Here is an 11,249-nt window from a genome sequence, read left to right on the forward strand (position 1 = left end):
AAGGAAACTTTTAAGGTCACTCTTTGTGCCTGATAAAAAATGGCGAAAACAAGAAGAACCTCAATTGAGGTTCTTCTTGTGATATTTGTGGGACAGCAGTGAGCCGAAGCTCTCTTTTTTTGTAGCAAATTACAATTAATGACGGGCTGCTTTGCCTTCTGCAATTGGTTTAACAATTGGGGCTTTCACCAACGGTTTCGGCGCTTCAACCAAGGCAAATGGCAAGATTTCATCAATGCTTTTCACGGTCTTGATTTCCAGGCCGGCTTTAACATTTTCTGGAATTTCCACTAGGTCACGAGCGTTCTCTTGAGGGATGAATACCAGTTTAATGCCACCGCGGTGTGCAGCTAAAAGTTTTTCTTTCAAGCCACCAATACGCATTGCACGACCACTCAGATTGGTTTCACCGGTCATGGCGATATCCGCACGAACCGGAATGCCCGTGAAGGCTGAAACCAGTGCAGTGGTTAATGCCAAACCTGCAGATGGACCATCTTTCGGCGTTGCACCTTCAGGCAAATGCACATGAATATCGGTTTCTTCAAATCTTGAAGCTTCGATACCCAAGGCATCGGCACGGGTGCGTACGACAGTCATTGCAGCGGTAATGGATTCTTTCATGACATCACCGAGTGAACCGGTGGTAATGAATTTACCTTTACCTTTTACGGCTGCAACTTCAATCGAAAGCAATTCGCCACCCACCGAAGTCCAAGCCAAGCCATTGACACGACCCACTTGCGCTTCTTCTTCTGCCATACCGAAGTCGAACTTATGTACGCCTAGGTAATCAGACAGGTTTTCAGCAGTGACATCGATATGCAAGTTTTTGGCTTTTTTGCTGACCGCTTCTTTCACCACTTTACGGGCAATTTTTGACACTTCACGTTCCAGGCTACGCACACCGGCTTCGCGAGTATAACGACGCACGATGTCACGAATCGCTTCTTCATGAATGGTCAATTCTTTCGCACGCAAACCGTTGTCCTTAATGGCTTTAGGAACCAGGTAACGCTCGGCAATATTGACTTTTTCCTCTTCGGTATAACCCGGCAGACGAATCACTTCCATACGGTCTAAAAGAGCCTCAGGAATATTCATGCTGTTTGCAGTACAGATGAACATCACTTCAGACAGGTCCAGATCAAGATCGAGGTAATGATCGTTGAACTTGCTGTTTTGTGATGGATCAAGGACTTCAAGCAAGGCAGAAGCAGGGTCGCCACGGTAGTCCTGTGCCATCTTGTCAATTTCGTCGAGCAAGAACAGCGGGTTCTTCACGCCGACTTTGGTCAAGGACTGGACAATTTTACCTGGCATTGCACCGATATAGGTACGGCGGTGACCACGGATTTCCGCTTCGTCACGCACGCCACCTAAAGCCATACGTACAAATTCACGGCCTGTGGCTTTTGCAATCGATTCGCCCAGGGACGTTTTACCCACACCTGGAGGACCAACCAGGCAAAGAATCGGGCCTTTAAGTTTTTTCACGCGTGATTGAACAGCAAGGTATTCAACAATACGCTGTTTCACTTCGTCCAGACCATAGTGGTCGGCATCCAGAATCTCTTGCGCCTTGTTCAGGTTAATGCTGACTTTGCTGGCCTTATTCCAAGGCGTATCTAAAATCGCCTCGATATAGTTGCGCACCACAGCAGCTTCACTGGAAGCCGGTTGCATGGCTTTGAGCTTACGGAATTCAGATTCGGCTTTTTTACGCACGTGTTCCGGTAAATCCGCTTCTTCAAGACGACGTTCAATTTCAGCCACGTCATCTTCAGCACCGCCGTTCATGTCGGAAAGCTCGCGCTGAATGACCTTCATTTTTTCATTCAGGAAGTATTCGCGCTGGTTTTTCTCCATCTGGCGTTTTACCGAGTCATGCAAGGTTTGTTCAATCTGCTGTTCCTCAGACTGTTGCAGCAAATAAGTCATGAGCTCAGTCAAATGTGCTTCAAAGTCATCGTGTTCCAGGAACTTTTGCTTGATATCGATGTTCAAGGGCACACGGGTGGCCACAAAGAACAACAGTTGCAGCAAGTCATCGATCTTATTTGCAGCCGTAATCAATTCACGTGCATTACGTAATTTGGCTTCTGCATACTGGGCAAATAAAGTTCGCAGTTCTTGCACACGTGTCGCTTGGGAAGCCGCTGCAACATTCACGGTCATTGGGCTAATAGCATGTTCGGCTGATAAATATTCATCATGGTCGATGATTTTGACCAGCTTGGAACGGTGTAAGCCTTCAATGAGTACTTTTATACAGTTTTCATCATTTTCATGATTCACAACTTGCACAATCTTCGCGACAGTACCGTATTGATATAAGTTGTCGTGATCAATTTCTTCTGTAAGAGAATCTTGTTGTGCAACTACAAATACGAGATTGTCACTGTTACGGGCCACGTCAACTGCTTTGATCGATTTTTCACGACCTACGAATAACGCAATTTGCATGTGTGGATAAACCACCACATCTCGTAGCGCTAAAAGTGGTAATACGCTTGGAACCTGTGCATCTAAGGTTTCTTGATTCATAATAATTTCAGACATGGGCACTCCTAATGAGTAACAATGGTGTTGCCATATTTTTATAGTGAAGTGTATTTTAAAAATTACAAGGGCAGGGCAAATGAAAATGTATAAAAAATGAGTAAATATGTGATTTTAAAATATTCCTATCAGTCAAAATTACCAATTCAACGCTTAAAATGTAGATATTTTGCAGGGGTAAGTAAGGCATCCAGAGGTTGATCCCAGGTTTCGCGATGCAGGCGGAATGGAATCAATTGAAAGTCATGCGCAAGACCAAGCCGATAGGGCGTATGGGGTGCACTGGCCAGGGTTTTGTCGTAAAAACCGCCACCCATACCTATGCGGGTGCCATAGAGGTCACAAGCCAGTAAAGGCATGATTAGAAAATCCAGCGTCGAAATATGCGCTCCACGCCCAGCCATCGGCTCTTTCATGCCCAAGGGATGATATGAAAACTGATTGTTTCGGTATTGTTGCTGCGTAATTTTGACCCAGTGCAATTGCTGGTTCATGCTGCAAATCATCGGCAGATAAACCTGCTTATGCTTTTTAAAGCAGTATTCAATAATTTGTCTGGTATGAATCTCTCCAAAAGCCTGCAGATACACACCAATTTTTTTTGCATGCTGAAAATGTTTGAGCCGGATCAGTTGCTGAAGTACTTTTTTTTGTGCCTGTTTTTGTTGAAAGCTGGAAACGGCTCTGCGCTGATGTCGAAGTTGCTTGCGTAAAACTTTTAAATCCACAGACATCTTTTATTTGTTCCCAAAAAATAGATAAATATTCATCTTATAAAGCAGTTTAACTGTTTTTCAGCTCTTTCAAAATCGGGCAACCGCTTTCACTGGTGGTTTTACATTCATCCACCCAGCTGCTTAAACGGGTTTTGAGAGCCTGCAATTCCTGAATCCTTTGGTCAATTTTTTCCAGGCGTTGCTCTATGACATGCCTTACCTGTTCCCGGTCTTCGAGTTGAAGTTGCAGTAATTCCTGTATTTCACTGAGCTGCAAGCCTGCATCTTTGCCTTTTTGAATAAAGCTTAAGGTTTCAATGTCTTTGTCATTGTAATAACGGTAACTCTGCGTGGATTCAGGTACGCGCATTAAACCGATGCGTTGATAATAGCGAATGGTTTCGACGTTGACATGACAGTGTTTGGCCAGTTTTCCGATAGTGAGCATAAAATATCCTCAAATGACTTGACTCTGTACTTGGGTACAGACTTTATGCTAACACAATGAAAGAATAAAATAGGTGAGTCGGATGAATGAGCAACAAAAATCTGCCTGCTGTACAAAACAGGATTCAGTCCTTGAATTAGTGAAAGTTGATCCAGTCTGTGGAATGAACGTTTCGGAAAGTTCAGCACATTATTTTGAATATCTGGGGAAAAAATATTTATTTTGTTGTGATGGCTGCAAACAAAAGTTTATTAAAAATCCTGAAGCTTACCTTCAAGAAACCACGCCTAAATCAAGCTGTGGCTGTGCAAATAAAGCTAAAGTTGTAGCGGCCTCATCTTCATGTTGTGGTAGTCAAAAAGCTGAGTCACAACAGTATATTGATCCCGTCTGTGGTATGACCGTGACGGATTTATCCAAGCTGCACACTACATACTTAGATAAAAGTTATTATTTTTGCGGTCAGGGCTGTTTGAATAAATTTCAGGCCAATCCAGAACAGTATTTAGAAAAAAATAAATCTAAAACTTCGGGCTGCGGTTGTGCATCAAAATCGAAAGTAGCAGAAAAAAAATCTTGCTGTGGTTCTCAAAATCAACCACCCGTAGCGCAAACATCAGGCTGTTGTGCGGGAAATAAAGAGCAAACTGCAGAACAGGTGAGTGAAACAACTATTGATCCCGTCTGTGGCATGCAGGTTAAAACGGATTCTAAATGGCATAGCCAGTTTGAATCAAAAGATTATTATTTTTGTTCAGAATGCTGTTTGACTAAATTTACCCGGCAGCCTGAACAATATTTGCAAACTCCGCAAAAAGCATCCTCTTGCTGTGGTTCAACAGCAAAAGCAGCAGTTGCAGAAAAGAAATCCAGCTGCTGTGGCGGAAATCATCCTGCATCATCACCTCATTCTGAGGTCGATCCTGTCTGTGGCATGTCGGTAGATACTTCAACCGATTTAAAAACGGATTATTCGGGTAAAACCTACTATTTCTGTAATCCGTCCTGCCTGGAAAAGTTTAAAGGCGACCCTGAGTTTTATTTGCTTCCAGCAGATCAGCGACCTGTACCGGAAGGTGCAGAGGATATGGATTATATCTGTCCCATGGACCCTGAAATTGTGCAGAAAGGACCGGGAACCTGTCCAATCTGCGGTATGGCTTTGGAACCGATGCAACCTAGTTTGAATGATGCACCGAATCCTGAACTGGTCGATTTCAGTCATCGTTTCTGGATAACTTTACCACTGACTTTAATTGTCTTTGTATTGGCCATGGGGTCGCATATTCATGCCTTTATTCCGCAGCATATTCAGCCGTGGATTGAACTGGTGCTGTCTATTCCCGTCATCCTTTGGGCGGGTAAGCCGTTTATCGAACGTTGCTGGACTTCTTATAAAACCCATAATCTGAACATGTGGAGCCTGATTGGGGTCGGGGTGCTGGCGGCATTTATTTATAGTGTTGTGGCGACAGTTTTTCCATCTCTGATCCCGATGCAGGCCAAAACTGGTCATGGGGTTGCCGTGTATTATGAAGCGGCGTGTATGATTGTGTCCTTGAGTTTACTTGGGCAAATCATGGAGCTGAAAGCCCGAGCCAAAACCGCAGATGCATTAAAATCACTGCTGAAACTGCAACCGCATACCGCAAAACTGGTGCAGCATGATCAGGTGGTCGAAGTGGATATTGGTATGGTGAAACAGGGTGATATCTTGCAGATTTCTTCAGGTGATCAAATTCCACTCGACGGCATTGTGCTGGAAGGCAAAACCTATGTTGATGAAGCCATGATGACGGGTGAACCGGTTCCGGTGAAAAAAGAAGTTGATGACCGGGTGATTGGGGGGACGGTGAACCAGCAGGGCAGTATTCGTATTCAAACCACGGCAGTAGGTGCCAATACCACCTTGGCGAAAATGATTCAGACCGTGGCGGAAGCACAGCGTTCCAAAGCGCCGTTACAAAAACTTGCCGATGTATTTGCCAAATATTTTGTGGTGATTGTTTTAGCGATTAGTGTGTTGACCTTTATGGCATGGATGCTCTTTGGCCAAGCGCAATTTGATCTGGCGCTGATGTGTGCAGTGGCTGTACTCATTATTGCCTGTCCATGTGCCTTAGGTCTGGCAACGCCGATGTCGGTGATGGCAACCACAGGTCGTGCAGCGCAAAAAGGCGTGCTGTTTAAAGATGCGGAAGCCATAGAAGCCTTGAGCAAAGTCACCACTTTAATTGTCGATAAAACCGGAACCTTGACTGAAGGTAAACCGAGCCTGAAAGAGATTAAACTGCTTTCAGATACAGCTCAGCAAACGCAAGTGGAACAATGGATTGCCTCGATTGAGCAATATTCAACTCATCCGATTGCCCAGACTTTAACCAAGCTTGTTCCACATGAGCAACTGTTGAAAGTCATTGATTTTGAAGATGTCACCGGTTTTGGGGTGAAAGGTCAAATTGAGGGTCAAACCCTGTATGTGGGCAGTCAAAAGCTGATTGATCAATTGGGTTTACAGCTGCCTGATCATGTTCAGACACAGCTGGATGCGCAACGCGAGAGCGGTAATGTGATTAGCTTTCTGGCCAATGAGCAGCAAGTTCTGGCTTATATCTCGATTCATGATGCGATTAAACACAATGCCCATCAGGTGATTGATCAACTGATGGCCGATGGTATTGAAGTGGTGATGGCGACTGGTGACCACGAGCAGAATGCCAAACTGGTCGCGGCTGAGCTGGGGATTCAGCAGGTTTATGGCAACTGTACCCCGACTGAAAAATTAGATCTGGTGAAAAAATATCAGGCTCAAGGCAAAGTTGTGGCGATGGCTGGAGATGGTATTAATGATGCACCGGCACTTGCCCAGGCCAATGTGGGGGTGGCGATGGGTAATGGTACCGATATTGCCAAACAGACGGCTCAAGTGACTTTGGTCAAAGGTGATATTCGCGGTGTGGCTGATGCCATTCATATGGCAAAGTTAGGTGTGAAGAATATGAAGCAGAACCTGGCTTTTTCCTTTGTCTATAATGGCTTGGGTGTGCCTGTGGCAGCGGGTATTTTTTATCCCCTCACCGGACTGTTATTGACTCCGATGCTTGCAGCGGTTGCCATGTCGCTCAGTTCATTATCAGTAGTCATCAATGCTTTGCGGCTGCAAAAGTCTAAATAACTGAATGCCAGAACTTAAGTGATATACCCAAGATGAAAATCTTGGGTATTTTTTGCATAAAATATTGATGAATATGGCGGAGAATGAAATGAAATTTAAAAACGAAAATTCTTTAAAATGTAAAATAGATGAATAAGTATTGTAATAAATGACACTTAGAATAATAAGAAAAAACACTCCGAAGATGCCGCTGCATGTCGTTACCCTGAACCCGAAGAAGTTCAAGGTGGACGCGACGCATACTTGCTGGGTTTCCCATTCGAAGATGGGCATACACTCTAAATATGCAGAACACAATCCGTAGATTTAAGTATCGGCAGGGATATAGACGCGCTGGCGAACACCTCAGAGATAGAGTAAGTATAACCAATAATAAGGTGTTGGCAAATCCTCAATGTGCAACAACTGTAAAGTTAAATCACAAATGTTGATAGTTTATTCAATTTCATAGGAAATTAAACCAAATCATCGAGGTCTTCTAAAATAGTCGCCAGCAAGCGATCACAATGTGCATACTCTTGCAAGGATTTGTTCATTGAAAGCACTTCCTGCATCAGTTCAAGTGCAACCATAATAATCAGTTTACTCGGCTCAACACGGGGTGCTTTACGGCGAAAATCATCATATTTTTCATTTAACAATTCAGCTGCACGTTCTAAACCAGCTTTTTCCTTTTCTGTGGTGGCTAAACGAAAATTATGACCCAGCACACGCAGTTCAACGGCAATTTGTTCACTCATGATTAAATATCCTCATTTGCATCGGCTGGGTGAGCAAGCTGTTGAATTTCTTGCGCATGCTGATCTTGAGCAGTACCTAAAATTGCAAGACGCTGAATAATGGCTTCAACTTTGGCTTTAGCATGTTCATTTTTTTGTAACAATCTTTCACGTTCTTGTTGCAAGCCCTGAATTTCCTGTTGAGCAACACGGTAATCATTTTGCATTTTTTCTTTAATGACACGTAATTCATTACGTTCAGCCAGAATTTCCTGAAAACGGTTTTTAAGATCGGTACAACTTTTTTCCAAACGGCTATAGCGGTCTGCTAAAGCGGCTGCATCACTATTCAGTTGCTTGAATTGCGATTGGGTTTCGCTTAATTGCTCGCTCAGATTATCTATTTCTTCTTGTTTTTGGGTGATGATGCCATTTTTTTGCACAATTTGGGCATGATAGTGCTCGTTGGAATCTGCTTTTGCAGCATTAAGTGCAGCATTTTCACTTTCATAATGCGCAAGTCGCGTTTTTAAAACGCCAATATGCGCCTGTAGACGCTGTAATTCTTCTAACATATCGTGGTCGCACAGTATCGCAAACAAAGGTAATATATAAGAAGTATAGAGATTGGATAAGCGAATGCAAGACGATATTTCAGGTTGGTCGGAATGGCACCACAATTTTTCAAAAATTGAAGAGATTTCAAGCCCAAGTGAGTTACATGGGTTACTAACGGGTATTGTTTGTGTTACTCAGGCACCGACCGGTGATGAATGGCAACAAATTTTAGCCACGCTTGAAATTCCTGCGCTAGAGCAGCAGGTTTTAGAGATATTAGCCGATGAAGCAGAAGATATTGCCCATGCTTTATCTGAAGATGAACTCGACTATTTACCCTTGCTTCCGGATGATGAACACGTTCTTGCGGATCGTGTACAAGCCTTGGCGGACTGGTGTGCCGGTGTGGTATTGGGATTTGGTCTGGCATCAGGACATATCCGTCCGGATGAAATGGAACTGATTGAACATCTGCAAGATGTGGCAGCGGTTGAATTTGATGAGTCGGATGATGACGAAGAAGGCGAAGAAAGCTATCAGGAACTTTACGAGTTTGTGCGCTTGATTCCTGTCAGTCTGTCATTGGGTCGTAAAAAAGTGGAAATTGCAGAAACTCCATTGCTGCAAAATATTCAGCCACAGTTGCAAAAAAATAGCGCGACTACAGAAGCCAGCAGTGTTGTTGAAATGTTTACCCCGCATCGTCCGAGCTAATTCGGACGATTGTGTTCAAGAACAGACCCTTTAAAAGTTATCACCTCCTCATAAAAGACAAAAGTACACTTAATGATGAAACTGACTCAAGCAGATTTTCAGGAACGTCGTGACCGCCTGGCAGAAGAAATGGGTCCGCACAGTATTGCAATTATTGCCACCAGTCCGGTTGCCATGCGTAACCGTGATGCGGATTATAAATTCCGTGCAGACAGCAGCTTTTTCTATCTGACCGGCTTTGCAGAGCCTGAAGCAGTGGCGGTGATTGAAACTTTTGAATCGATTGATGAAGGTTATACCTATAGTCTGTTCTGCCGTGAACGTAACCGTGAGATGGAAATCTGGAACGGTTACCGTGCCGGTGTAGACGGTGCAGTGGATGATTACGAGGCAGATGAAGCCTATGCGATTGACCTGCTGGATGAAGAAATTATAGAGAAACTGCACAATAAACAAAAACTGTTTTATCGCATTGGTCATCAGGCCGATTTTGATGCACGTGTAGCGAAATGGATTGCTAAAGCCAATGGTGAATCACGCAAAGGTACTTCTGCACCCGCACATGTGATTCAGCTGGATCGAATTGTCGATGAAATGCGTCTGCATAAATCTGAAAAAGAAATCAAGTTGATGCAACTTGCATCAGATATTTCGGCAGAAGCGCATACTCGTGCCATGCAAACGGTGAAACCGGGCATGATGGAATATGCACTGGAAGCAGAATTGAATTACATTTTTGGTAAAAATGGCTGTGTGCCTTCCTATAATAGTATTGTCGGTGGTGGTGCTAATGCCTGCATTTTGCATTATGTGGAAAATGACAAAGCCCTGAAAGATGGTGATCTGGTGCTGATTGATGCGGCTTGCGAATATCAGCTATATGCCTCAGACATTACCCGTACTTTTCCGGTTAACGGCAAGTTTAGTCCTGAACAGAAGGCCCTATATGAGCTGGTGTTAAAAGCACAAGTGGCTGCGATTGATGCGGTACGTATTGGCAACTCTTATAAGGAACCGCACAATGTGGCGGTACGCATTTTGGTTCAAGGTTTGCTTGAACTTGGCTTGATGCAAGGTGATATTGAGGAAATTATCGAAAAAGAAACTTTCCGTCAGTTTTACATGCATGGTACCGGACACTGGTTGGGTATGGACGTACACGATGTCGGTTCATACAAACTAGACGGCGAATGGCGTGCTTATGAAGAGGGTATGGTAGTGACGGTTGAACCGGGTTTGTACATTGCACCGGATGATGAAACTGTCGATGCAAAATGGCGTGGTATTGGTATCCGTATTGAAGATGATGTGGTCGCTACCGAAAATGGGCCACTGGTGCTCACCAAAGATGTGGTCAAAACAGTTGAAGATATCGAAGCATTGATGGCAAAAGCCAAAGTAGCCTAAGCGATTTTTAGGATGAAAAGCCGATCAGATGATCGGCTTTTTTATTAAAGATATGGTCTGATTGGAGCATGATTTTTAGATTTTTCCATAAAAACCAATCTTACAGTTGTGGTGTATATAATCGATGTAACTATTGCTCATCATAACAAATTCCAGATCAATTGGGTGGTTTGACTGTTTTTGATTTTCTTACGACGAGATTAAAAAATTGCAATATTTGATGTAATTCGGGTGGATATGCATTAAATGCGAAAAATGATTTTATTTACGTTTATCTCGAATAACTTAAATAAAACCAACCCAGTTAAAATTTAAAGTTTAAAAACTGACACGAATTCAACATATAAAATCGGTTTTTAGCATCAAAGCAACATATTAAATCTGCTTTTCTTCAGATAATTCTTCTGATCCTTAAATAAACTAAAGAACAGTGGGAGAAAAATGATGAGATTAAATACTATCGACTGGATTGCTTACGCTTTGGCGATTATTGGTGGCCTGAACTGGGGCTTAATAGGTGCATTCGATTTCAATTTAGTCGCTGCTATTTTTGGTGAAATGAGCGCTCTATCTAGGATTATTTATATCTTGGTCGGCTTGTCGGCACTATATCTGATTTATACAGGCACAAAATTAGGCCGAACAGTACATCATGAGCCTCAGACAAGAGTGGTGCGTTAGCAGACTGAATACAAAGCTCAATTAGAAACCTCATTAAGGCGATTTTCTGTAATTTATATCATCGTGTTATGAGAATTTCATTTGAGTCTGTAAAAAACGGAGCTTAAGCTCCGTTTTTGCTTCTACATTGCAAGCTGAAGGTTTCTGTGGGGGAAGCTTCACAGCCATATAGACTTGAAACCGATTGTTTCCACATGTTTTTTCATGGTTGAGATTTAAGCAATACCCCATGATGTTTACAGCGTAAGCGCTAAACACTTTTTATGGAG

9 protein-coding genes and 1 other RNA gene are annotated in these 11,249 nt (G+C 43.2%); 4 read left to right on the plus strand and 6 right to left on the minus strand.

Annotated features, from left to right (window positions below; translation table 11 throughout):
* Nucleotides 1-135 precede the first annotated feature (135 nt).
* The 3 genes from lon to ACE01T_RS05055 form a co-directional block, all read right to left on the minus strand.
* Complete coding sequence (gene lon / locus ACE01T_RS05045) at nucleotides 136-2,562, minus strand: endopeptidase La (protein WP_261182131.1); 2,427 nt, start codon at nucleotides 2,560-2,562, stop codon at nucleotides 136-138.
* A gap of 146 nt (nucleotides 2,563-2,708) precedes the next feature.
* On the minus strand, nucleotides 2,709-3,296 hold the full coding sequence (locus tag ACE01T_RS05050; protein WP_395518845.1) for a 5-formyltetrahydrofolate cyclo-ligase: 588 nt from the start codon (nucleotides 3,294-3,296) through the stop codon (nucleotides 2,709-2,711).
* 49 nt (nucleotides 3,297-3,345) lie between these two features.
* A complete protein-coding gene (locus tag ACE01T_RS05055; protein ID WP_131273272.1) occupies nucleotides 3,346-3,726 on the minus strand; it encodes a MerR family transcriptional regulator in 381 nt (126 codons plus the stop codon).
* Between the two features lie 82 nt (nucleotides 3,727-3,808).
* Between ACE01T_RS05055 and ACE01T_RS05060 the strand changes: the two genes are divergently transcribed.
* Nucleotides 3,809-6,901, plus strand: coding sequence for a heavy metal translocating P-type ATPase (locus ACE01T_RS05060; protein ID WP_395518846.1), 3,093 nt, complete (start codon nucleotides 3,809-3,811; stop codon nucleotides 6,899-6,901).
* Between the two features lie 171 nt (nucleotides 6,902-7,072).
* Here ACE01T_RS05060 and ssrS read toward each other — a convergent pair.
* The 3 genes from ssrS to ACE01T_RS05075 form a co-directional block, all read right to left on the minus strand.
* Nucleotides 7,073-7,256: non-coding RNA, 6S RNA (gene ssrS, locus ACE01T_RS05065), on the minus strand.
* A gap of 100 nt (nucleotides 7,257-7,356) precedes the next feature.
* Entirely contained in the window at nucleotides 7,357-7,641 is a 285-nt protein-coding gene (locus tag ACE01T_RS05070; RefSeq protein WP_166170983.1) for a cell division protein ZapA, read from the minus strand.
* A 2-nt stretch (nucleotides 7,642-7,643) separates the two neighbouring features.
* Nucleotides 7,644-8,195, minus strand: a complete 552-nt coding sequence (locus ACE01T_RS05075; protein ID WP_395518847.1) for a hypothetical protein — start codon at nucleotides 8,193-8,195, stop codon at nucleotides 7,644-7,646.
* 64 nt (nucleotides 8,196-8,259) lie between these two features.
* On the opposite strand from ACE01T_RS05075, the gene ACE01T_RS05080 reads away from it, so the two are divergent.
* From ACE01T_RS05080 to ACE01T_RS05090, 3 genes are all read left to right on the plus strand, one after another.
* The gene (locus ACE01T_RS05080; protein ID WP_180176374.1) at nucleotides 8,260-8,892 is read left to right on the plus strand and encodes a UPF0149 family protein; all 633 of its coding nucleotides are present in this window, start codon (nucleotides 8,260-8,262) and stop codon (nucleotides 8,890-8,892) included.
* Nucleotides 8,893-8,967: 75 nt separating this feature from the next.
* The gene (gene pepP / locus ACE01T_RS05085; RefSeq protein WP_395518869.1) at nucleotides 8,968-10,299 is read left to right on the plus strand and encodes a Xaa-Pro aminopeptidase; all 1,332 of its coding nucleotides are present in this window, start codon (nucleotides 8,968-8,970) and stop codon (nucleotides 10,297-10,299) included.
* Between the two features lie 444 nt (nucleotides 10,300-10,743).
* Nucleotides 10,744-10,980, plus strand: a complete 237-nt coding sequence (locus ACE01T_RS05090; protein WP_200224081.1) for a DUF378 domain-containing protein — start codon at nucleotides 10,744-10,746, stop codon at nucleotides 10,978-10,980.
* The last annotated feature ends 269 nt before the right edge of the window (nucleotides 10,981-11,249 follow it).

It is taken from the genome of Acinetobacter uliginosus, from assembly GCF_044130295.1.
In the GTDB taxonomy this organism is placed as follows: Bacteria; Pseudomonadota; Gammaproteobacteria; order Pseudomonadales; family Moraxellaceae; genus Acinetobacter.

Coding starts and splice junctions, on each gene's coding strand:
- ACE01T_RS05070 (WP_166170983.1), bottom strand. CDS start 7,641: ATGAGTGAACAAATTGCCGTTGAACTGCGTGTGCTGGGTCATAATTTT.
- ACE01T_RS05055 (WP_131273272.1), bottom strand. CDS start 3,726: ATGCTCACTATCGGAAAACTGGCCAAACACTGTCATGTCAACGTCGAA.
- pepP (WP_395518869.1), top strand. CDS start 8,968: ATGAAACTGACTCAAGCAGATTTTCAGGAACGTCGTGACCGCCTGGCA.
- ACE01T_RS05080 (WP_180176374.1), top strand. CDS start 8,260: ATGCAAGACGATATTTCAGGTTGGTCGGAATGGCACCACAATTTTTCA.
- ACE01T_RS05060 (WP_395518846.1), top strand. CDS start 3,809: ATGAATGAGCAACAAAAATCTGCCTGCTGTACAAAACAGGATTCAGTC.
- lon (WP_261182131.1), bottom strand. CDS start 2,562: ATGTCTGAAATTATTATGAATCAAGAAACCTTAGATGCACAGGTTCCA.
- ACE01T_RS05075 (WP_395518847.1), bottom strand. CDS start 8,195: ATGTTAGAAGAATTACAGCGTCTACAGGCGCATATTGGCGTTTTAAAA.
- ACE01T_RS05050 (WP_395518845.1), bottom strand. CDS start 3,296: ATGTCTGTGGATTTAAAAGTTTTACGCAAGCAACTTCGACATCAGCGC.
- ACE01T_RS05090 (WP_200224081.1), top strand. CDS start 10,744: ATGAGATTAAATACTATCGACTGGATTGCTTACGCTTTGGCGATTATT.